Source organism: Bacillus zhangzhouensis (genome assembly GCF_000715205.1).
In the GTDB taxonomy this organism is placed as follows: Bacteria; Bacillota; Bacilli; order Bacillales; family Bacillaceae; genus Bacillus; species Bacillus zhangzhouensis.
Genome location: NZ_JOTP01000036.1, coordinates 1 through 22294 on the forward strand (window position 1 = coordinate 1; position 22294 = coordinate 22294).

A 22294-nucleotide genomic window follows, 5' to 3' on the forward strand; every position below is an offset into this window, starting at 1 on the left:
TCAACCATGATAGTAACGATTAAAATAAAAAAGATTTTAGAAAAACATGAGTTTCACTACAATCTGAAAAGTGAGCAAATGCTCACTTTTTTTCATATGTCCAGCCTTCTTTTTGGAAGACTAGGTCATTTTTCATCAGATGACCTAGTGCTCGTTTAAAGGCCGCCTTGCTCATTTGAAATCGTTCACGAATATCTTCTGGATCACTTTTGTCCCAGTAAGGCATGGCACCATTTCGGGTTCTCATATAAGTTAGAATTTCTTCTGCATCAACAGATAACGCGTCCTGCTTTCTAGGAAGCAAAGAAACGTTCACGGTTCCATCCTCTTTCACCGCAATAACGCGGCCTGTAACGGTCGAACCTAATCTTGGTTCTTCCTTTCGTTCTGTGCGGTGGATAAATCCTCTCACTCCTGTATCTGTCAGCATAAAGGAGCCTGTCGCAATTAAGCGATAAATTGTCCCAGTGATTTCTTTGTTCATTAAGGTTTCTGGCGCCTCAGTAAACAATTCACTGATCACGTCTTCAGTGGCTGGCTTTGCGAACATTCTACCGTAGCTTGTGACTTTCAGCATACAGTAGAGTTTGTCTCCTTTTTTCGGCCATGCTTCCTCAAAAGGCGGGAGGTGTTCTGTTGCAACAAGTGCATCCTTTGATAGCCCGACATCGACAAATGCGCCCATGTCTTCTACAATGTCTACGACTTCTACCCAGCCGTATGTATGTGCATTGATTGTAGGCATTTTCATCGTAGCGGCTAGTCTTTCTTCATGATCTACATATAAGTAGACCTCTACTTCATCTCGGTCATCAATATCCTCTGTCATCTCACTGCGGTGCAAGAGGACAGAATCTTCACCATCTGTCAAAAAGTAGCCGTATTCCATCTCGTTCTCTATTTGCAAGGTCAATTGCTCACCTGGTCTCATGTTCTCTTCCTTCCTATCTGCCCATAAAAGAGCGTTCGTTCATCTTTTGATTCACTTTATTCTACTATACTTCTTTCAACATGAACATCTCTAGTTCTGTTAGCTAAAGTGGACAAACTGCACTTGATTTATACTGCAAGCGGCTGAACTCTTTGATTTGTCTATATGATAAAGTTTCTTCTTCCCCTGTTTGCATGATAAAATAGACGCAATATCTATACTTGGAGGTCATGTGTTATGGCAAAAGAAAGTTCATTTGATATTGTATCGAAGGTGGAACTGCCAGAGGTGCAAAACGCCATTCAAGCAGCGCTAAAAGAAATTAAAAACCGTTATGATTTTAAAGGAAGTAAAAGTGATATTTCACTCGAAAAAGAAGAACTCGTTCTCATCTCAGATGATGACTTCAAGCTTGAACAGCTAAAAGATGTGCTTGTGACTAAGCTGATTAAACGAAATGTGCCGACTAAAAACATCGACTACGGAAAAACTGAACATGCTCTAGGCGGAACAGTACGCCAGCGTGCCAAGCTGATTAGTGGTATCGATAAAGACAATGCCAAAAAGATCAACGCACTCATTAAGCAATCTGGCATCAAAGTGAAGTCGCAGTTTCAGGATGACCAAGTGCGTGTAACAGGGAAAAATAAAGATGATTTACAAGAGGTCATTTCACTCATGCGCAAAGCAGATTTGCCGATTGACGTCCAATTTATAAATTTTCGATAAATTTTAAATTTTCCATTGATTATTTCTGATTTTTTCGTTACAGTTGATGGAAGTTCAATTCATTGACATGTTCATATCGCTTTCTTATCAAGAGAGGCAGAGGGACTGGCCCTGTGAAGCCTCAGCAACCGGTGTAGTAGAAATGTATTTTCTATGACCAAGGTGCTAAATCCAGCAAGCAACTGCTTGGAAGATAAGGAGAAGAATTACGATACAGCCAAAAAGTCTTCTTCTTATCAGAAGGCTTTTTTTGTTACATAGAAATAAGGAGGAATACAATGGGCCTATTACAAGACTTACAAAATCGCGTATTGATTGCTGACGGAGCAATGGGAACACTTTTATACTCTTACGGCATTGACCGGTGCTTTGAAGAACTAAATTTATCAAAAGAAGATGAAGTGAAAAGAGTGCATGAGGCGTATGTGCAGGCTGGAGCTGACATCATTCAAACGAACACGTACGGTGCGAATTATATTAAACTATCCCGCTACGGCTTAGAAGAAGAAACAAAACGCATCAATACAAAAGCAGTACAAATTGCAAAAGCTGCCGCTGGCTCAGCTTATGTACTCGGAACGATTGGCGGCATTCGAACGTTTAACAAAAATGCCTACTCGATAGACGAGATCAAACGAAGCTTTAGAGAACAGCTGTACATCCTATTAAATGAACAGCCTGACGGATTATTGCTTGAAACGTATTATGATATGGAAGAGGCGAAGTCCGTTCTAGAAATTGCACGCAAAGAAACGACTCTCCCGATTGTCATGAACGTATCCATGCACGAGCAAGGTGTTTTGCAGGACGGTACACCGCTGAAGGACGGTTTATCAGAATTATCCTCTCTCGGTGCTGATGTCGTTGGGATCAACTGCAGGCTAGGCCCTTATCATATGATTCAGGCACTTGAAGGTGTTCCGATTTTGGAAAATTCTTATTTATCTGTCTATCCTAACAGCAGTCTCCCGTCTCTTGAAGAAGGCAGACTCGTCTATGATACAGATAATGATTATTTCCGAAAAAGTGCGCTAGAGTTTAGAAATCAAGGCGCACGCATTATCGGCGGCTGCTGCGGAACGACGCCTCAGCATATTAGCGCAATGGCTGAAGCTGTTATAGATTTAGCACCGATCACTGAAAAAGAAGTGAAAGTATTAAAAGAAGAAATCATTTCGATCCAAGACCAGCGCACTGAACCTGGACTTGACGAGCTGGCTGTTAAAAAACGATCGATTATCGTAGAGCTGGACCCGCCAAAGAAGCTGAACTTTGAAAAATTCCTTGTCGCAGCAAATGAATTAAAGAGTGCAGGCATCGATGCCTTGACGTTAGCCGATAATTCCCTTGCGACCCCGCGCATTAGTAATGTGGCTTGCGGCGCATTATTGAAACAGCAGCTTGATATGCGTTCACTTGTCCATATCACGTGTCGTGATCGTAATTTGATTGGGCTACAATCCCATTTGATGGGACTCGACACTCTCGGATTAACCGATATTTTAGCCATCACTGGCGATCCGTCTAAAATTGGTGATTTCCCAGGTGCAACATCTGTTTATGATTTAACCTCCTTTGATTTGATCCGTCTGATCAAACAGTTTAACGAAGGACTTTCTTTCTCTGGGAAGCCGCTTGGCAAAAAGACCAATTTTTCAGTGGCTGGCGCGTTTAATCCAAATGTACGTCATATTGATAAAGCAGTAAAACGGCTTGAGAAAAAAATCGAATACGGGGCTGATTATTTCATCTCACAGCCTGTTTACTCAGAGGAACAGCTAGTGAAAATTCATGAGGAAAGCCGTCATTTGGATAAACCGATTTACATCGGCATTATGCCGTTAACAAGCAGTCGAAATGCAGAGTTTATTCATCATGAAATTCCGGGCATCAAATTGTCTGATTCGATTCGTGAGATTATGGCCAAGGCAGGCGAGGATAAGGAAAAGCAGCGAACAGAAGGCTTAGCGATTGCCCGGTCTTTATTAGATACGGCCTGCGAATTGTTTAATGGCATTTATTTAATTACCCCTTTCCTTCGATCAGATTTAACAGCAGAACTGACAACCTACATCCATCAGAAAGAAAAGGAGCCAAACGTAAATGTCAACTATCACTGAACAACTCAAGAAACGCATCCTCGTCCTTGATGGTGCAATGGGCACAATGATTCAAAACGCCAATCTCACAGCAGAGGACTTTGGCGGAGAAGAGTATGAGGGCTGTAACGAGTATTTGAACCTGACAGCCCCTCACATCATCTCCACGATCCACAGGGAATACCTTGAGGCAAGTGTGGATTTCATTGAAACGAATACATTCGGCGCTACGAAACTTGTTCTCGATGAATACGGGCTTGGCCATCTCGCCTATGAGCTCAACGTACGAGCTGCTCAGCTGGCAAAGGATGAAGCAGACCGTTTCTCCACACCTGAGTGGCCTCGTTTTGTTGTAGGCGCAATGGGACCTACAACTAAAACATTATCTGTGACAGGCGGCACAACCTTTGAAGAGCTCGTCGCAAACTATGAGGAGCAGGCCCGCGCACTCATTGATGGCAAATGTGATGCCCTTCTTTTAGAAACAAGCCAAGACATGCTGAATGTAAAAGCTGGATTCAAGGGCATTCAGGAAGCCTTTAACGCGACCGGCATTCAATTACCACTAATGGTATCAGGTACGATTGAACCAATGGGCACTACCCTTGCTGGTCAAGATATTGAAGCCTTTTATATCTCTCTTGAGCATATGAAACCAATCAGCGTTGGCCTAAACTGTGCAACTGGTCCAGAATTTATGACAGACCATATCCGCACACTCTCCTCCATCGCAAAGTCAGCTGTTAGCTGCTATCCAAACGCAGGTCTCCCAGATGAAGAAGGACAATATCACGAATCCCCTGCTTCTCTTGCTAAAAAAATCGCCGCCTTCGCACAGGAAGGCTGGTTAAATATCGTCGGGGGCTGCTGCGGAACAACACCTGCACATATTCAGGCATTGTCTGATGAAGTGCGCTCGCTTCAGCCGCGCAGCATGGCGCATGAATCGTCACAGCATACCGTATCAGGAATTGACCCCCTTATATATGAAGAAGCCATGCGTCCGCTTTTTGTAGGTGAGCGGACAAATGTCATTGGTTCCCGCAAATTCAAACGACTGATTGCTGAACAAAAGTTTGAAGAGGCGGCAGAAGTTGCTCGTGCTCAGGTGAAAAATGGCGCTCACGTCATTGATGTGTGTCTAGCAGATCCAGACCGTGATGAAGCAGCAGACATGGAAGGCTTTTTACAAGAAGCCATGAAAAAGGTCAAAGCCCCTTTTGTCATTGATTCAACAGATAAACACGTGATTGAAAAAGCACTCACTTATTCTCAAGGGAAAGCCATCATCAATTCCATTAATTTAGAGGATGGCGAAGAGCGGTTTGAAGAGATTCTTCCGCTTGTGAAACTATATGGTGGCGCACTTGTTGTTGGAACAATCGATGAAACAGGGATGGCAGTGACAGCAGAACGAAAGCTCGAGATTGCCGTACGTTCCCATGAATTGCTAACGAAGAAATATGGAATTCCTGCAAGTGACATTATTTTTGATCCTCTTGTCTTTCCAGTAGGCACTGGAGACGCGCAGTATATTGGTGCTGCTGAAGAAACGATCAAAGGCATCAAAATGATCAAGGAAACACTGCCTCAGTGTCTCACGATTTTAGGCATTAGTAACGTGTCTTTCGGACTCCCGCCTGTTGGCAGAGAAATCTTGAATGCCGTCTATTTGTATCACTGCGTTCAAGCAGGACTTGATTATGCGATCGTGAATACTGAAAAGCTTGAGCGCTTCGCTTCAATTCCAAAGGAAGAAATCAAGCTAGCTGAAACATTACTATATGAAACAAATGATCAAACCCTTGCCGAATTCACCCAATTTTACCGCGGGAAAAAGAAAACGGAGAAAAAACCAAAGGTCTCCTTATCGCTTGATGAAAGGCTGGCGCTCTATGTCGTCGAAGGTACGAAAGAAGGACTGATTGATGATCTGGCCCTTGCTTTGGACAAATTCGAATCGCCTCTTCATATCATCAATGGACCCTTGATGCAGGGAATGGCTGAGGTTGGACGTCTTTTTAATCAAAACGAACTGATTGTAGCTGAAGTGCTTCAATCAGCAGAGGTCATGAAAGCATCTGTTTCATACCTTGAGCAATATATGGAAAAGCAGCATGCAAGTGGGAAAGGAAAAATTCTTCTTGCCACCGTGAAAGGAGATGTCCATGATATCGGGAAAAACCTTGTCGATATCATTTTGAGCAATAATGGATTTCAAGTGATCGATCTCGGAATCAAGGTCACACCTCAAACATTGATTGAAGCCGTGCAAAAGGAAAAACCAGACATGATCGGATTATCCGGATTGCTTGTTAAGTCAGCACAGCAAATGGTACTAACCGCTCAAGATCTACAAAAAGCAAACATCTCCGTTCCCATTTTGGTGGGCGGTGCTGCTCTTTCACGGAAATTTACGAAGATGAAAATTTCGCCTCATTATGATGGACCCGTTCTTTATGCCAAAGATGCAATGGACGGCCTGTCATTAGCCAATGAGTTAAAAGCGGATCCTCTTCAATTTCAAACAAAGCCCTCAGCGGAACAAGAGGCTGTCATCAAGGAGAAAGAAGTGAAACAGCCGAAAGCCGTCATTGAATTACTAGAAAAACGCGCGACACTCCCGCAGGCACCCATTTTCACACCAGAAAATACAAAACGCCATTATGTGCGTAACATTGATTTGCATCATATTATGCCTTATGTAAATGAACAAATGCTTATTGGTCATCACCTCGGCTTAAAAGGAAAGGTCAAAACATTATTAGCTGAACAGCATCCAAAAGCATTGGAGTTAAAACAGCTTGTCACAGATCTTCTTCAGGAAGGCAGAGAGAAAAACTGGTTTGCACCGGCATTTGTATATCAATTCTTCCCTGCCAGTTCAAATGGGAATGATCTGCATATTTATGATCCGGAAGCGCCTGATCGCATCATTGAAACGTTCCAATTTCCAAGACAGGAAAAGCTTCCGTACCGCTCCATTTCTGATTATGTGCGGAAAAGCGAAGAAAAGGAGAAAGATTATATTGCCTTATTTGCCGTCACAGCTGGTGCACGTATACGTGAGGTTGCGCAGCAATTTAAGCAAGAAGGTGATTATTTAAAAATGCATGCTGTCCAGGCTCTGGCGCTTGAACTTGCAGAAGGGTTAGCTGAAAAAACTCATCAAGTGATTCGTGACAAATGGGGCTTTCCTGATCCAGTCGATTTCACAATGGAAAAGCGGTTTCAGGCCAAATATCAAGGACAGCGCTATTCCTTCGGCTATCCAGCGTGTCCAAATCTTGAAGACCAAGAAAAGCTGTTCCACCTGCTTCAGCCTGAAAAAATCGGCATCCACCTGACAGAAGGCTTCATGATGGAACCTGAAGCATCTGTTTCAGCGATCGTCGTTTCTCATCCTGAAGCTCGATATTTTAATGTTCATTAATGCAGGACCTCCGTGATTGGAGGTTCTTTTTTGATAAAAAATGGAGTAAATATCAATTTTCACTCTTATTTACCGATATTACAAATGAAAGTCATTTACTTAAAAGGAGATGTTTGTCATGTTCAAAAAGAAAATGGGTATTTTACTGCTTACCGGCCTCTTCATCGCTACACCTCTCTTTCAATCACCTGCACAAGCAAGTGAAGCCTCTACGAAACAAACAAAATATTATACGGAAGAATTAGAGCACCTGTATCCTGAAAGTGATTATGCAAACAATGATACGATGGAAAAAGCTCAATTCTTACAGCATTCCCTTCATCTGAGCAAAACGTATTTATATCATGAGGGCAGTATTTCTTCTTTGGATGACATCGATTTTTACCGTTTCACCAGCTCCAAGTTTGATGGAGCAGATGGCCGCTTTTCTATTAAACTCGTGAATGTGAAACCTGGAAATGATTTCGACCTTTACCTTTACAATAAGAACGGGTCGCTTGTATCTTCCTCTGTGCGGACAAACAACCAAAACGAGATCATTCATATGCCGAAAATTGACGCGAGCACTGATTACTACATAGCCGTTAAGCCAAAACGATTATTAAATGAAGAAGATAAAATGTATCGTATTGTGTTTGATAAAAGCATTGAAAAAGTCACAACCAAACGATATGGGTCACCTGCCACACTCAACAGCTTCAATGAAGCTGGTTCTCCAAATTCTTCTTTTGATTTAAGCAGCTTACCGCAGGATGCCGTCGTGACTGGTGTTTCATTAGAAGCTGATAAAGGCAGTACAAACGCACACAATTATGTATTCACCGTTTCTTCCTTAAAAGGCGGGTCAGTGAACGTACCTTGGAACGGACAAAAGGTCGACATCTCTTCCTATAAAACAAGTCAGGTTCCGGCAAAAGATCGTTTTTATGTTTCTTTCAATGCGACAGAGGTCCCTCAGTTTATCGGTGGACGATTAATCAAAGTGGGCGTTGTGTCGATTAAAAACTTGCAGCTCACCTTTGAATATGAATACAACCGTGACCTGAATTATTAATTTGACAAGAAGGAAAAGGATTTCCCTTTTCCTTTCTTTTCCTTTCAGATTGTTGACAAAGGGCTAAAATGATCTTTATTTTAGCCCTTTGTCTTCTTTTCAGCGTCATAGAAAACCTTTGCATTCTAGAAAGGACGAGTACCGGAGCGAATGAAATATTCGTGAGCACCGGCACGCAGGACTGACAACGAATGCGAGGGTTTGTCTACATGCTGGAAGGAAAAGGATTCCCCTTTTCCTTTTTCTTATGACTTCTTATGGTACGATACAGATAGATCAATTCAGCTAAGAAGGAGTTGCGTGTATTGCCAAACGTTATTCAACGATCATTAACACTTAATGACATACCAGATCTCATCGCATTGTCAAAAGAGGTAGACTGGCCTGATTACAATGCGGAAGAACTCACATCTCTTTTAACAAACGGATATTTTACAGGTTTTACAACAACTGACGGACAAGTGATCTCATGTGCAGGACTTTTCCAATATGACAGAGTTGCATCAATTGGTGCTGTCATTGTATCTGAGACACATCGCGGCTTGGGCCTTGCACGTAAAATGATTGACACCTTGCTTCGTCAAAGTGATCAGCGCGTTCCTGTCGTTTTAACTGCTACTACACAGGGGCAGCCGGTTTATGAAAAGATCGGTTTTCACACGGCCGGTTACATTCATACATACAAAGCACAGAAAACAAACCCTTCGGCACTTCGCGTTTCAGGTGAGATTCGCCTTTCTCCTGCTGATGAAACGCACCTTTCATCTATTGAAGCACTTGACGAAAAAGGCGCAGGCACCAATCGTTCAAGCTTTTTAATAAACCGAATGAGCCGGGCAGCCTTCCGTTTCATCGCAAAGAATGAACATCATGAAACAACCGGCTTTGCATTTGGCGTCGAAACCCCAGCCAATCTGATGATTGGTCCGCTTGCAGCAAACAATGAACAAACGGCCCTCTCATTGATCCAATCGCTCATCTCGTCTTATTCTGGTGCCATTCGTTTAGATATGCAGGAGGAAACAGCTGAGCGTCTGCATACATCACTTGTAGAAGCAGGATTTACGAAAACAAACAAAGCGCATTTTATGATGATTCGCGGAAAAGAAAAGCAGAACGATCCAGCGCTTCTCTATTTCCTTGCCTCTCAAGCATTTTCTTAAAAAAACAAAAAGCTGTAGACAGAGGATGTCTACAGCTTTTCTTTTTACTTCTCGGCAACGGATGAAAGAATATGAGCGAGTGCATTCGTGACCTTCCCATGCTCTGATGCATGTGGCCGGTCGTCTCCATCTCCATAGCCATAATCAATCATTCGATTACGGTTTAAGCAAAGCTTTGTCAGCTGAGGCTGGAATAGATCAAATAATTCAAAACGGTCCTTTAACTGCGGAAATTGCTCTTGATAATGCTGAATTTCTTCTGCAAGCAAGCGCCAAAGAGTCGTTTCATCTAACAACTGATGATTGTCTAATACGTTTGATACGTAACGCAGGTTACAAATAAACAGTCCTGTAAAGATAAATTGCACGAGACCTTCCGGCGGCTCACTGCGTAGCACTTCTTTTAAATCTTCTTCTAGTGAAGCTAATTCCGGCAGCGGCTGATCACTAATGTTCACATCATCAACAAAATCTTTGATCGCCAAACGATGCGGCTGATGATCTTTTAACACAAGAATCGTATTTTGCCCGTGCGGTGAAAAGACTGTACCGTATTGATACATAAAGTGAAGCAGCGGTGGCATCACGACATGGAAGAATTTCGCCATCCATTCTTTTGCTGAGAGACCCGATTTTTCAATGAGCTGTTTAATATACGGCTCTCCTTCATGATCCTCATAAGTGAGTGCCGCCAGTGTAACCGGGCTCTCCCCTTCATCTAAGTACGTATAAATACTTTCTCTGAAAATCACACCGAGCATTTCAAGATATTGATACGGCGCACCAGGCAGTTTGCTGTAGTATGGATGATCAACATTGATACTTGCATTCTCGCCTGGTAAAATCACGCGGCATACGTCAGATAAAAATGAGTCTTGATCGGCAATCCCTTTAATATGTGCTGTAATACGAGGGGCGATGACTGTACGTTCTGACGGGAGTCCTCGGTACACAAGTGTGTTTAAAATACTCATTGGCAGTTTAATATGATGCTTCCCTTTATTTGAGATGTTTGTAAAGGTTCTGATCGACTGCTGCGGAATATATTGATCAAGACCCTCTCCTACATACACAATGCGGCGTAAGGCCAAATCTTCAGGGAAATGCTGAATAATCATATGAGTCCACTGCCACTTATGAACAGGCATCAAATAATAATCAGCTACATTCAGCCCTTCATCCTTTAAAACGCGGTGAAATTGACGAATGGTCACTTCATCTAATTCTTTTGCGATCACTTGTTCATAGTTTTCATGTTCAACCGCATGGAATGACGCAAGTTCTTTGTGAACAGCAATCCAAGACAGCTGCACACTTTCTTGCCTTTCAGGTGCATAGGCTAAGTAATCATCGTAACTGAATCCAATGCGCCCTTTGTTATACACAATCCAAGGATGCCCTGTCATTTCTCCTTCAATCCAAGCGTAATCTGTATCTGTCAGTTCATCCGCACGAAGTGCCTTCTTCGACAGCAAATGAACATCTGCGAGCAGGGTATGATGAAGCTCTTTGATGAGATGGCCTGTTGTGTCAGAAGACATTGGAATGATCGGCTGGATGTCTAGTAAAAACACAATGGCACTAACATCCTTTGTCCATTTTCCGTTTTGACAGCACTCGATCGATTCAGCGATCGTATCATAGCTATCAAACAAACGCGGTTTTGCAAGATAGCGATATTTCTTATGTTCATGAATGATTAATTCATATTGAGCGATGCCATCCTTACGATCTAGCTGAACGGGATGAAGCATGTCCTCATACATGTATTCAGACAGCATTTTTGCCACCATTCGCTGGTTCGCCTTTTTCCAAGCAGATGGATTCACCGCTTTTTTCAATTCATCTTGTACATTCATCGCTTCATCCTCCTTAACCTTTGATTTCTTCAAATGTGTTTGCGTTCTTATGTGTACCAAATGTCTGGAAGACGTGCTTTTGATATAGTGGATACACGGTTTGACGGGCAAGTTCATTGATAATCACACTGTTTCGGTAAGCCCCAAGCCCTAAATCTGGTGCGCCGACCCCGTGTGTATGAAGCTCTGCATTTTGCACAAAAATATCATTTTCACCCATTGTGTTTGTTTTCAGGCGATATTCACGTTCGACTTGGAATCGTCCTTGATCATCCCACTCAATGTGATGGGCAATCGGATCGATAAACGGCGGCAATACCGATTGATAGCCCGTCGCTAAGACGACGATATCTGTCTCATGTGTAAAGGATTCCTCTTTTACCCATTGAGAACAGGAAAGCGACAAGCCACCCGATGTTTCCTCAATCAAGTTGACCTCGGTCATCGCTTGTAGCACCGTGTTCAACTGTTCTCCGCAAGCAGAACGTTCATAAAGCAAGTGATAAATATCGCGTATCATCGCAGAACTGATGCCTTTATACAGCAAGTCTTGCTGTTTTAATAAGGCATCTTTTTTTGTTTGCGGAAGTTCATAAAAGAAATCAATGTAGTCTGGAGAGAAATACTCAAGACCAAGGTTTGAGTATTCCATTGGGAAAAACCCTTTAGACCGAGTGAACCAGTGAATATCCTTCGCCTCATCATCTGATAAAATGTCATAAAACACTTCTGCCGCACTTTGACCAGAACCGATGACCGTCACAGACTTTCCTTTGAAACAGCCTTCTTTCTTGCGTTTTAAATAGTCAGCAGAATGAAACACCCTATCTCCTAAAGCTGGCTGGAGCGAGACTGGTATCGCCGGCTGTGTGCCAATTCCTAAGACGAGATGCTTACTTTCAAACACCTCTATGGTTTGATCTTTCACATCACGGACATGCACTTCATATCGCTTTTCTCCTGCCTTCTCGATCAATGAGACAGATTCGACATTCATACCAAATCGGCAAGAGTCTAATTGGTCAGCGACCCAGCGGCAATAATGGCTATATTCCTTGCGCGGGATATGGAAGTCCTCGAGAAAGTAAAATGAATACAAACGGTTTTGCTCCTGCAAATAGTTGAGAAAGCTATATTTACTTTTCACATCTGCCATGCTGACAAGGTCCGCTAAAAATGGGACTTGAAGTGTCGTCCCTTCAATGAGCATGCCTGGGTGCCAGTGAAAGGCTTCACTTCTTTCAAAAAACAAAGCGTCAATTTCATTTACTTCTTCAGATAGTGCGGCAAGCCCTAGGTTAAATGGACCAATGCCAATCCCAATTACATCCACTACATTATTTTGCTTGTTGAACCATGTCATGGTTATACTTCCTTTCAAATCGATCTCGATCACAAAACATCAAAAGCCCTGTTTTATCTGGTAAAGCAACTGGTTTTACACGTTCGAAGCCGCATTTTTCAAACACATGAATCATTTTTTCATTGCGAATATCCGGTTCAGCAACAATTTTTTCTGTTCTTTTGTTCTGCTCCAATTGAAATGCTATCATCGCCTGAAGCAGCGGCGCAGCAAATCCTTTTCCCACATAATCTGGCTCCCCTATTAACAGATGAATTCCTTGATCATGCGGAGAAGGCTGATAGTAGGATTCAATCACATCACCTTTGACGTTGTATGCCTCAAAATAACTCATCGGCGTCCCGTCAATTGTTCCTAAATAAAGGGTCTGATGCGGATCATGAATCGCCTGATAAAAATGTTTTTCAAAAGCAGGAAACGGAATATTCAAATGCCAAAACGGGTGAACGTACTCTTCTTGCATCCACTTGTGGACAAGCCGGACGTCCCTTTCATATTCAGCACGAATGAACTTAATACGATGCCTCATCCAATCAGTGCCTCCTTATGTAAAAAGAGCGGATTCAATACAGACGTGTAACGAGACTGTGTTTCCAGAGACCCCGTCAGCTCATCCATATCTTCAAACCTTGTCAGCAAATTCGCTTTTGAAGGCAGTTCCTTTGAGCGGAGAAGGCTGTTTGTCAGGTCTGATGCACCATATTTCCCTTCATGAGCGAGCAATGTGTCTCTAACGAGTGCCAGCAAATCCTCTTCCTTTGCCAGCCTCTCTGTGCCAAAGCCATTAATAAGACCAAATAAATGATTAAAGAAGAAATAATAACGCAGTCTCTCAACGGCTACATCATCAGCACAAATGGTTTCACTTCTGACGCTCAAGTTTTGGACAAGATTTGCGAGTTTATCCTTTTTCGATTCACTATAATAGTAGCCTTGGTTGTCACGATAATAGAATGTGTCTGGATAACCATTCTTCAGCTGCACCACGGCATTTTGCTGATGGGCTTCCAGTGCAAGACCATACGTTTCAAACAGCCAGAGCATCGGCTCTAACGAAATGGTTAAATATTGTCTAAACCAATCTTTGCTGACAGCCTCAGTTGATCGGCCTTCTGCGTCTGCAAGGTCATGAATGATCCCTGCTAATCGCGATTTTCCTCCATACGCATGGTCCTGACATAACCCAGCAATTAAGCTTGCCCCTTTTTCACGATGTAAAAATGGATTTTGACGAATGACCACTTCAAAGCCAGATTCCGCCTCATCTCCTTGAATGGATAGATACGCTGGATCTTCAATCACCCGGAATCCAGAGAATTGGTCATATAAAGAAACGCCCAATTCAGTTTTTAAAATGCGAGACATCTCAACTCCGCGGTCAAGTTCCTTTTGTTTGTTCACACGTAAGGAGTTCGTAATTTTCACAGGGACAGAGAATTTAAGCATGTAAGCAGAATCCTTTTGGTAAACGGTTCTAAAGGAAGAAGTCGCTGTATATTCAGACCCTATCGGCCCTAAATAAGTCAGTTTTCCTTCCTCCACATAACGCTTCACGAACGCTTTCTCCATGACCACTTTGACTTGTAGCGGGTGGATCGGAATAAGGACATATTCTCCGTCTTCTGTTAATGTATGCAGACTCTCTTTTTCTTCTGGCATCTGGCGCGAGAGCTCCTCTAGCATGAGGTTTGCGGCAGACTGTGAAATAGAAGAATCCTGAAGCACAATAGAATGGTGCGCTTTAAAGTAATGAAGCTGGAAAGACCCTTTCAGCTCAGGAGAATAAATCGCTTCCTCCTCTTCTGTCATTCCCTGTCTGCTCTTTGGTGTAGGATGCGTTAAATGTCCAAGGAGAAGTGACTGCTCCGCCTCGATATACTCAAAATCAGCTTGAGAAAGAGCCGTTCGATCACTTTCTCTCTCCTTTAAGAATCGTTCAATATTCCGACAGCTTAAAATGATGCGAAGCATGAACTCATCCTCTGCATCTGTGCGACCATATTCAATGAGAAGCTCCTTTGAACATAAAGCAACGAGTGTCGTGTAATCGACGATCGTCCCCTCTTGTTCACTGCCTTGCGGGCGAAAGCGAATCGGAAAATCAAATAGATGACGACCTACAGGTGAAAAATATTTGATCGGAATCACAAGCTCAAGATCTTGCTTCGCTAGTTTTGCCACGAATACATGTGAGCCATCTGCTTTTGTCTCTTTTTTTGCAGATCGATCGATTCCTGTTTCACGTAAAAAACAGTTTAAAAAGCTTTGCATGGTTGCATTTTCAGCCATTTGTTTATATGGACTCAACGTAGTACCCTCCCGGATTGAATATGAGCGATCCCGATATCAACGATGTCAGAAAGGATTTCCTCGATATGTGTGATTGTCGTTCTCGGATTTAACAAAGTGAATTTTAAGCAAGTTTGACCATCCACTACTGTTTTTGCAACGACAGCAGTTCCTGTTTGGAATAATGTGCGATGAATGACCTTATTGATGTCATCCGATCGATTCTCATCTATAAATCGAAACACAACCGCATTGATTTCTGGCTCAGGATTGATCACTTCAAGGTGAGCATTTTTTTCAATAAGCGCAGCCACATCCTTCGCAAAATGGATCGTATGGTCTATGATATCGCCAAACCCTTCTTCTCCAATAATACGAAGTGATAGAAGTAATTTCAGTGCGTCAAATCGGCGCGTTGTTTGGACAGATTTATTAACGAGATGTAGAATTCCTTCCAGCTCATCTTCCTTCGGATTGAGATAATCTGCATGATAATCAATCAAACCAAAATGCCTTTTATCCTTTAGCAAAAATGCCCCGCAGGAGATCGGCTGATAAAATTGTTTATGAAAGTCGATCGTGATCGAATCTGCAAGCTCAATACCGTCTAATTTACTTCGGTAGGTTTCGCTTAACACAAGTGCTCCGCCATATGCAGCATCTGCATGAATCCATAGGCCGTATGGCTTGACGATGTCATACACGTTTCGAACCGGATCAATACTGCCAAAATCAGTTGTCCCGCAAGTCGCCACTACCGCAAATGGCAGCAGATCATGCTCCTTTAACTCAACAAGCTTCTGCTTCAAATCATTGAGATCCATTCGGTGATGCTCATCTGTCTCTACTAGTACGACTGCCTGCTCTCCTAAACCTAGCTGGGATGCTGACTTTTTCACAGTGAAATGCGCATTCTTAGAGCAGAGAATCCGCATACGGTGAGCTTCGCTCGGTAAACCTTTCTGCTGAACATTCCATTGCCATGTGCTTTCGCAAAATGCATCTCTCGCAAGTAGCAGTCCCATATAGTTAGATTGGGTTCCACCGCTCGTAAATGTCCCATCTGCTAGATCTCCATAAGAAAACTTCACACATAGCCACTTTAGGATTTTCTCCTCGACCAAAGAAGCAATGCCGCTTTGATCGAAGGAATCCATTGATTGGTTAAAGGAACTGACCATCACCTCTGCTGCAAGTGCAGGAATGAGGGGCGGGCAATGAAGATGTGCCAAGCATTTTGGATGTGACACATCAACCAAGTGCGGCAAAAGGTGCTCTTTTATATCTCGAAAGACAGAATCAATTGATTCTCTAGACGGTTGAAATTGAAATAACGATTCGACACTAGCCGCTAATTTCCCAGGCAATATTCCGCTGTACGGTCCATTGTCTTTTTGCCACTGGGCCAGTAAGCTGTCGATTGATGTATGGAGAGCCGCTTGGAAGGACTCTCTCCCAAGCCGGCTTTGATTAATAAATAATGAATCAACAGAAGGCTTAGTTGATTGCATCGTAAACTGCCTCTTTAAAAATAGCGATGACTTTTTCAAGCTGTTCTTCTGTCATGACCAACGGTGGTAAGAATCGAATCACACTTCCGAAACGGCCTCCTGTCTCCACAATTAAGCCTTTATCGAAGCAATTCTTTTGAATGAGACTGGCTAGCTCTGGATTGGCTGGATAGCTTCCATCCACATCCTGTTTCTCATTTGTATTGACGACTTCAACGCCAATCATTAAACCTCTTCCACGTACATCACCAAGAGCTGGTACTTGTTTTTGGATATCTTTTAGATGAGCCTGCATACGATCACCTAATTGGTCTACATGATCAAGCAGGTTGGATTCTTTTATAAATTTAAGCGTAGCGGTTCCAGCAGCCATCGCCATTTGATTTCCTCTAAATGTGCCAATATGTGCTCCTGGATTCCATTGATCCAAGTCTTTATCATAAATCACAACTGAAAGCGGCAGACTTCCACCAATTGCTTTTGATAATACAATGACATCTGGCACTATCCCTGCATGTTCAAAGGCAAACATCTTCCCTGTTCGGCCAATGCCTGATTGAACCTCATCGATGATGAGCGGAATTCCTTTTTCTTTTGTGATTCGTCTCATTTCTTTTATCCATTCAATGGATGCTGGTATGGAGCCGCCCTCGCCTTGCACGGCTTCAAAGATCATGCCTGCTGGCGGAAGAATACCACTTTCAGGATCATTTAATATACGCTCAATATAAGAGCTGGAAATACGGTGCGAATCTTTACCACCAATCCCAAATGGGCAGCGGTATTCATATGGATAAGGCAGGAAATGAACGTCTGGCATTAAACCTTGCACTCTTTCCTTTGGAGATAAGTTGCCGCTTAATGACATCGTGCCATGTGTCGCACCATGATAAGCCCCGTGGAATGAGAGAATCGAACGATTTCCCGTCGCGGTCTTGACTAGTTTAATGGCTGCTTCTATCGCATCACCACCAGTTGGTCCACAAAATTGAATTTTTGCTCTTTTTGCAAACTCCTCTGGCAAGTGAGAAAAAATCTCATTCACAAATTCTTCTTTAATTTCTGAGGTTATGTCCAACGTATGCAATGGTCTTTTTTCATGAAGCATACGTTCAATAGCTTCTATAACAACGGGATGATTGTGCCCAAGTGCAAGTGTTCCTGCGCCTGCTAGACAGTCATAAAACTCTCTGCCATCCGCATCTGTCACGATCATACCTTCGGCTTTTTGCATGGCTAATGGGAACCGTCTCGGGTAAGATCTTGCATTAGATTCTCTTTGATTTTGCTGCTCTAAAAACTGCTGATTTTTAGAAACGGTTTTGATGGACATAATAAAACACTCCTCCAATTGATAAAGATTATCATTTTCATTTACTAGACTAGAGGATATGCGATATGAAAGTCAATTGTATTCAAAAAGATGATTCGAAAATCATATGAATGCAATTTTCTCTTTTCTACGAGTATTTTCGTGTATTTTTTACAAATATCTACTGCTGTAAAGAGATGAAACGCTTGATCGTGAAACAGGTTGAAAAAAATTACAAATCATTCTTCCTGGTTCTTTTGTTCTACTTCTCACTGAGTGCTTATTTTATATAGAAAGCCGGATGAAATGAATGTAGAAAAACAAAGAGATATCGTCATTTTTATTGAAATAAATGGTTATAATGGTATAATTTCTCTGAAACGAAAGGGAATCGAGGGAGATTTGATGATTGTAACGAAGCATGATCTTCACCACTACTTGGCACAGGATAAGAAAGCATTAGCCATCACGCGCAGAAGACCAAAGTGGTTTGGTGATGATATATGGAAATATCAAAGGTATTTACGAAAATATGAATACTATACAAATCGCGGTGCCACGTTATGTAAATGGTTTTACCGCTATTCACATAAAAAGAAAGGCATGCAGCTTGGCTTTGATATTCCGATTGGCGTCTTTGGCCCTGGGCTCAGAATCAATCATACTGGTCTTTTAATTGTGAACAAGCTTGCAAAAATCGGGGCATTTTGTGATATTCATCAAGGGGTGAATATCGGTCAAAACCATCATGAAAATGATGTACCAACCATAGGGGATCATGTATGGATTGGTCCTGGTGCTAAGCTGTTTGGAAACATCTATATTGCGAATCATATTTCAATCGGAGCAAATGCAGTGGTGAATCGTTCCTTTCATGAAGAGCAGATTGTCATTGCAGGTGTGCCTGCTCAAAAGGTAAAAGAAAAAAGCCCTTCTTCATGAAGGACTCTGATAAAAAAGAAGTACACCGATCAAAACAGAGATCAGCAGCATGAGATAAAACAAGATTGTTAAAATGAGAATTGTCCAGCCGAGCCCCTTCCTCTCTGTCTTGATCAAGTAAATACCAAGAACGATTGTACTAAATAGCACGCCTAAAATCGCCCACAGCCATTTGTCTTTGTCATGCTTTGGAGCATCAAACCATAAATAAATGGCAACAGCAAGTGAAACGAATAAACCCGTGATTCTCAAGATCAAACTCCCCCTTATGTACACGCATGCTTTCTATACGTTTGAGTATCCGATCATCAGCAATAAGAAGTAAAAGACATAGACTAGAATGAAAATAGAATAGATGATAATGGACACGATCAGAACCGTCCAGCCCAATCCTTTTCTCCCTGTTTTGATGAGGTATATTCCAAATGTAAAGAGCCCGAATAAAAGGCCTAAAATCGCCCACAGCCATTTATTCTTCCCATGTTTAGGTGCATCTACAAATAGGTAAACGGACACTATAATCGACACAAACCATCCGGTAATCCAGCGCAACTCATTCGCCACCCTTCTTTTTTAGTTTATTCAATCATACGCTACTTTTGTACTAAAAAGAAAAGGAATTATTCAGTTGAATGTTGCAGGAGGCTTTGCCATTCCTCTCTCAGCATCCCGTAACGCATAGAATCATAATACTTTCCTTGGTAGTAACGGACCTTTCGCAGTCTTCCCTCAAGGGTAAACCCGCATTTCTCCGCACACCTCATCATCCGTTCATTCCCAGACCAGGTGGTGAGACCGATTCGCGGAATATCAATGTGTGAAAATAACTCATCTATCCATAGGCTTAACGCCTTTGTTCCAACTCCTCCATTCCAAAAACGTGAGTCATAAATAAGAATCCCGCATTCAAGCCAGCGTGTTCGTTCATTCTCCCAATAATAAGAAACGGTGCCCTTCAATTCGCCACCTATGACAATGCCATATAGCTTTGGCGGAATGGCGTCATCCTGTACATATCGTTTCTTAAATGCAGCAAGCGGGATCTCATGTTCATGAAAATAAGGTGCATTCCACTTTCGATAGGACTGGTCTGATGCTTTAAACTTTAAATGCCACACAACCTCTAGATCAGTTTCGTCTAATGGACGTATGCTCACATGCTCTTTTTTCCCTTTCATCATTTCACGTTCCTTTACTTTGTCGTCCTTCTTGCTAGATGGCGGTATTGGATAGGCGGCATGCCTTCATTTTGCCGAAACAGCTTAGAAAAATAAGTAGGGTCGTCAATACCTACACGTTCTGCAATGGCCGCTATTTTTTCATTCGTTGAGGCAAGCAGGCTTTTGGCTTTTTCGATTTTGAGACGATTGATGTACTGGGTTGGAGTCAGTCCATACACCGTCTGCATGCATCTTGTGATGTAATCAGGATGATAATGAAGCTTCTCTGCTAGCTGCTCCATTTGTATTTTTTTCATGAAATGGCGCTCGAGATAGTGAACCACTTCTGATGCGACGGTCTCCTTTGCATTTGGAATATGAAATGCTTCTTTTTGTAAATGAATGAGCAGCTCTTCAAATTGAAGCTGTTTTTTTAGCGGAAGTTCAGACGCATCATCATTCAATGCTCTCATCGCTGAAAGGTGCTTCTCTAACACACTTCTTCCTTTTACTTTTCCTTGACGGGGAAGGCTAAACTCATATTTTGCGGGTTTTTCAAAGGTGGCTTGATTTTGTTTCATATCAAACCAGTGTTCTCTCGGCCGATTCGTAAACTCAAATGGATCAATTGAGAAATGCAGCCACTCATAATGGGTTTCTTCTTCGCATGGCAGATGTCCGCCGTGAGACAGGCCTGGTGATAGAATGATATATTCTCCTTCTTTTACGTGATGAGCCGCCTCGTCCTCAGTTATCCACAGTTCACCCTTTGTGACATAGAGAAGATCAAATACAGTGAAGATTCTAGAAATATGTCTTTCTCCTTGACGAAATACGCCTTTGCCTGAAGCAATATAATCTGGAAACGGCGGTACAGTAAATGTAATAAATGGATTCATATTCATCCCCTTATGAAGTCGGATTTCTCCAATAAATTTCGGTTTCATCTCTTCTTATTATAGTCGATGCAAGGTACACTATAAATCGGATTTATACAAAAGGAGGCTATATGATGAAACCTCAAACACTGCCATTTCAAAAGGTTCAAGCTAAAAATGAAAGATCCCATCCTTCATTATTTGCGTTAACTTGGCCTATTTTTATCGAAATCTCTTTATATATGCTCATGGGAAGTGCGGATACACTCATGCTCAGCCAATACTCCGATAACAGCGTTGCCGCAGTAGGTGTAAGCAACCAGCTTCTTAATTTATTGATTGTCATGTTCAGCTTTATTACAACAGGGACGACGATTGTGATTGCTCAGCTTTTAGGAGGCAATCGCGAGCAGGAAGCGACTCAAGTCGCTTATGTTTCACTAGGAACAAACTTTCTGATTAGCTTTGTCATTAGTCTCCTCATGTTTGTGTTAGCTGTTCCAATCTTACACATGATGGGATTATCAAGTGAGCTGATGCCAGATGCGACGGTGTTTTTACAAATTGTCGGCCTGCTTTCTTTTATTCAAGCGCTCATTATGACCTATAGTGCTATTTTAAAAAGCTATGGATATACAAGAGACACGATGTATGTCACCATCGGAATGAATGTATTAAACGTTGCCGGTAATTATTTGGTCATTTTCGGTCCGTTTGGCTTCCCAGTACTAGGTGTGACGGGTGTTGCCCTTTCAACATCACTAGCTCGGTTCATCGGATTAATTGCGATGATCCTGATTGTTCGCCGCCGAATTGGGTTACGGTTTTCAATGAAGAACATGTTTCACATCCAGCGGACGCATTTAAAAAAGCTGCTAAAAATCGGAATTCCTTCTGCTGGAGAGCAGCTCTCTTATAACGGTTCTCAGATGGTCATTACGCTGTTTATTACATTTATGGGAACGCAGGCACTAGCAGCAAAAGTATATACTCAAAACTTGATGATGTTCATTATGTTGTTTGGTGCAGCCATTAGCCAAGGGACACAAATTTTAATCGGCCGTCATATTGGGGCGAAAGAATTCGATGCTGCCTATCGCAGATGCATGAAAAGCCTATACTGGGCCATTGCCATCTCCCTTCTTTCTTCCACTGTTTTATCTTTATCATCGACACATTTGCTTGCTTTTTTCACAAGCAACAGCGAGATTATTCAAATTGCCAGCCTACTCCTCCTATTGACGATCATTTTAGAACCCGGACGTTCTTTTAATATGGTCATCATTAACTCCTTGCGGGCTGCTGGTGACGCGAAGTTCCCAGTGTATATGGCGATGATTTCAATGTGGGGAATCGGGCTTCCGATTGCTTATATATTAGGCATTCAGCTTGAGTTGGGCCTGATTGGAGTTTGGATATCTTTTATCGTGGATGAATGGGTAAGAGGCATCTTCATGTATAGGCGGTGGCGTTCAAGGGTATGGACGGAGTATCGATTTACTTCCACATAAAAAGGACTGCGGATGCAGTCCTCAGGCTGTCGAGAAAATCTCGACAGCTTTATTTTTTTC

General features: G+C 42.3%; 18 protein-coding genes and 1 riboswitch. Of the genes, 7 read left to right on the top strand and 11 right to left on the bottom strand.

Annotation, left to right across the window (positions count from 1 at the left end; all coding sequences use genetic code 11):
- Positions 1-82: 82 nt before the first annotated feature.
- The gene (locus BA70_RS17460) at positions 83-931 is read right to left on the bottom strand and encodes a CvfB family protein (protein ID WP_034324958.1); all 849 of its coding nucleotides are present in this window, start codon (positions 929-931) and stop codon (positions 83-85) included.
- A 237-nt stretch (positions 932-1168) separates the two neighbouring features.
- Between BA70_RS17460 and BA70_RS17465 the strand changes: the two genes are divergently transcribed.
- From BA70_RS17465 to BA70_RS17485, 5 genes are all read left to right on the top strand, one after another.
- The gene (locus BA70_RS17465) at positions 1169-1660 is read left to right on the top strand and encodes a YajQ family cyclic di-GMP-binding protein (RefSeq protein ID WP_034324959.1); all 492 of its coding nucleotides are present in this window, start codon (positions 1169-1171) and stop codon (positions 1658-1660) included.
- A gap of 81 nt (positions 1661-1741) precedes the next feature.
- Positions 1742-1860, top strand: a riboswitch (SAM riboswitch).
- Positions 1861-1938: 78 nt separating this feature from the next.
- Positions 1939-3780 carry a bifunctional homocysteine S-methyltransferase/methylenetetrahydrofolate reductase gene (locus BA70_RS17470; protein ID WP_034324961.1) on the top strand — a complete coding sequence of 614 codons (1842 nt, stop codon included), beginning with the start codon at positions 1939-1941 and terminating at the stop codon, positions 3778-3780.
- The gene (gene metH / locus BA70_RS17475; RefSeq protein WP_034324962.1) at positions 3764-7192 is read left to right on the top strand and encodes a methionine synthase; all 3429 of its coding nucleotides are present in this window, start codon (positions 3764-3766) and stop codon (positions 7190-7192) included. The genes BA70_RS17470 and metH overlap by 17 nt, the downstream gene beginning before the upstream one ends.
- Positions 7193-7310: 118 nt before the next feature.
- A complete protein-coding gene (locus tag BA70_RS17480; protein WP_034324964.1) occupies positions 7311-8246 on the top strand; it encodes a hypothetical protein in 936 nt (311 codons plus the stop codon).
- A gap of 305 nt (positions 8247-8551) precedes the next feature.
- On the top strand, positions 8552-9409 hold the full coding sequence (locus BA70_RS17485; protein ID WP_034324965.1) for a GNAT family N-acetyltransferase: 858 nt from the start codon (positions 8552-8554) through the stop codon (positions 9407-9409).
- 44 nt (positions 9410-9453) lie between these two features.
- Here BA70_RS17485 and BA70_RS17490 read toward each other — a convergent pair whose 3' ends face one another.
- From BA70_RS17490 to BA70_RS17515, 6 genes are read right to left on the bottom strand one after another with little or no spacing between them, the layout of a single operon-like run.
- Entirely contained in the window at positions 9454-11268 is a 1815-nt protein-coding gene (locus BA70_RS17490; RefSeq protein WP_034324966.1) for an IucA/IucC family protein, read from the bottom strand.
- Between the two features lie 13 nt (positions 11269-11281).
- A complete protein-coding gene (locus BA70_RS17495; RefSeq protein WP_034324968.1) occupies positions 11282-12631 on the bottom strand; it encodes a lysine N(6)-hydroxylase/L-ornithine N(5)-oxygenase family protein in 1350 nt (449 codons plus the stop codon).
- A complete protein-coding gene (locus BA70_RS17500) occupies positions 12606-13160 on the bottom strand; it encodes a GNAT family N-acetyltransferase (protein ID WP_034324969.1) in 555 nt (184 codons plus the stop codon). Before BA70_RS17500 ends, BA70_RS17495 begins: the two co-directional genes overlap by 26 nt.
- On the bottom strand, positions 13157-14938 hold the full coding sequence (locus tag BA70_RS17505) for an IucA/IucC family protein (protein WP_034324970.1): 1782 nt from the start codon (positions 14936-14938) through the stop codon (positions 13157-13159). Before BA70_RS17505 ends, BA70_RS17500 begins: the two co-directional genes overlap by 4 nt.
- On the bottom strand, positions 14935-16431 hold the full coding sequence (locus BA70_RS17510; RefSeq protein ID WP_034324972.1) for a pyridoxal phosphate-dependent decarboxylase family protein: 1497 nt from the start codon (positions 16429-16431) through the stop codon (positions 14935-14937). Before BA70_RS17510 ends, BA70_RS17505 begins: the two co-directional genes overlap by 4 nt.
- Positions 16418-17764 carry an aspartate aminotransferase family protein gene (locus BA70_RS17515; RefSeq protein WP_034324973.1) on the bottom strand — a complete coding sequence of 449 codons (1347 nt, stop codon included), beginning with the start codon at positions 17762-17764 and terminating at the stop codon, positions 16418-16420. The genes BA70_RS17510 and BA70_RS17515 overlap by 14 nt, the downstream gene beginning before the upstream one ends.
- 384 nt (positions 17765-18148) lie before the next feature.
- On the opposite strand from BA70_RS17515, the gene BA70_RS17520 reads away from it, so the two are divergent.
- Complete coding sequence (locus BA70_RS17520) at positions 18149-18685, top strand: serine O-acetyltransferase (protein ID WP_034324982.1); 537 nt, start codon at positions 18149-18151, stop codon at positions 18683-18685.
- Here the strand turns inward: BA70_RS17520 and BA70_RS17525 are convergent.
- The 4 genes from BA70_RS17525 to BA70_RS17540 all read right to left on the bottom strand — a co-directional run bounded on the left by BA70_RS17525 (position 18680) and on the right by BA70_RS17540 (position 20744).
- The gene (locus BA70_RS17525; RefSeq protein ID WP_034324975.1) at positions 18680-18937 is read right to left on the bottom strand and encodes a hypothetical protein; all 258 of its coding nucleotides are present in this window, start codon (positions 18935-18937) and stop codon (positions 18680-18682) included. The genes BA70_RS17520 and BA70_RS17525 overlap by 6 nt on opposite strands.
- Positions 18938-18970: 33 nt before the next feature.
- On the bottom strand, positions 18971-19237 hold the full coding sequence (locus tag BA70_RS17530) for a membrane protein (protein ID WP_034324977.1): 267 nt from the start codon (positions 19235-19237) through the stop codon (positions 18971-18973).
- Positions 19238-19305: 68 nt separating this feature from the next.
- Positions 19306-19863 carry a GNAT family N-acetyltransferase gene (locus BA70_RS17535; RefSeq protein WP_078061760.1) on the bottom strand — a complete coding sequence of 186 codons (558 nt, stop codon included), beginning with the start codon at positions 19861-19863 and terminating at the stop codon, positions 19306-19308.
- A gap of 14 nt (positions 19864-19877) precedes the next feature.
- The gene (locus BA70_RS17540; protein ID WP_034324979.1) at positions 19878-20744 is read right to left on the bottom strand and encodes an AraC family transcriptional regulator; all 867 of its coding nucleotides are present in this window, start codon (positions 20742-20744) and stop codon (positions 19878-19880) included.
- Positions 20745-20857: 113 nt separating this feature from the next.
- Between BA70_RS17540 and BA70_RS17545 the strand changes: the two genes are divergently transcribed.
- Positions 20858-22234: an MATE family efflux transporter gene (locus BA70_RS17545; protein WP_034324981.1), complete on the top strand. Its 1377-nt coding sequence runs from the start codon at positions 20858-20860 to the stop codon at positions 22232-22234.
- Positions 22235-22294: the final 60 nt, after the last annotated feature.

Coding starts and splice junctions, on each gene's coding strand:
- BA70_RS17460 (WP_034324958.1), bottom strand. CDS start 931: ATGAGACCAGGTGAGCAATTGACCTTGCAAATAGAGAACGAGATGGAA.
- BA70_RS17465 (WP_034324959.1), top strand. CDS start 1,169: ATGGCAAAAGAAAGTTCATTTGATATTGTATCGAAGGTGGAACTGCCA.
- BA70_RS17470 (WP_034324961.1), top strand. CDS start 1,939: ATGGGCCTATTACAAGACTTACAAAATCGCGTATTGATTGCTGACGGA.
- metH (WP_034324962.1), top strand. CDS start 3,764: ATGTCAACTATCACTGAACAACTCAAGAAACGCATCCTCGTCCTTGAT.
- BA70_RS17480 (WP_034324964.1), top strand. CDS start 7,311: ATGTTCAAAAAGAAAATGGGTATTTTACTGCTTACCGGCCTCTTCATC.
- BA70_RS17490 (WP_034324966.1), bottom strand. CDS start 11,268: ATGAATGTACAAGATGAATTGAAAAAAGCGGTGAATCCATCTGCTTGG.
- BA70_RS17495 (WP_034324968.1), bottom strand. CDS start 12,631: ATGACATGGTTCAACAAGCAAAATAATGTAGTGGATGTAATTGGGATT.
- BA70_RS17500 (WP_034324969.1), bottom strand. CDS start 13,160: ATGAGGCATCGTATTAAGTTCATTCGTGCTGAATATGAAAGGGACGTC.
- BA70_RS17510 (WP_034324972.1), bottom strand. CDS start 16,431: ATGCAATCAACTAAGCCTTCTGTTGATTCATTATTTATTAATCAAAGC.
- BA70_RS17515 (WP_034324973.1), bottom strand. CDS start 17,764: ATGTCCATCAAAACCGTTTCTAAAAATCAGCAGTTTTTAGAGCAGCAA.
- BA70_RS17520 (WP_034324982.1), top strand. CDS start 18,149: ATGATTGTAACGAAGCATGATCTTCACCACTACTTGGCACAGGATAAG.
- BA70_RS17535 (WP_078061760.1), bottom strand. CDS start 19,863: ATGAAAGGGAAAAAAGAGCATGTGAGCATACGTCCATTAGACGAAACT.
- BA70_RS17540 (WP_034324979.1), bottom strand. CDS start 20,744: ATGAATCCATTTATTACATTTACTGTACCGCCGTTTCCAGATTATATT.
- BA70_RS17545 (WP_034324981.1), top strand. CDS start 20,858: ATGAAACCTCAAACACTGCCATTTCAAAAGGTTCAAGCTAAAAATGAA.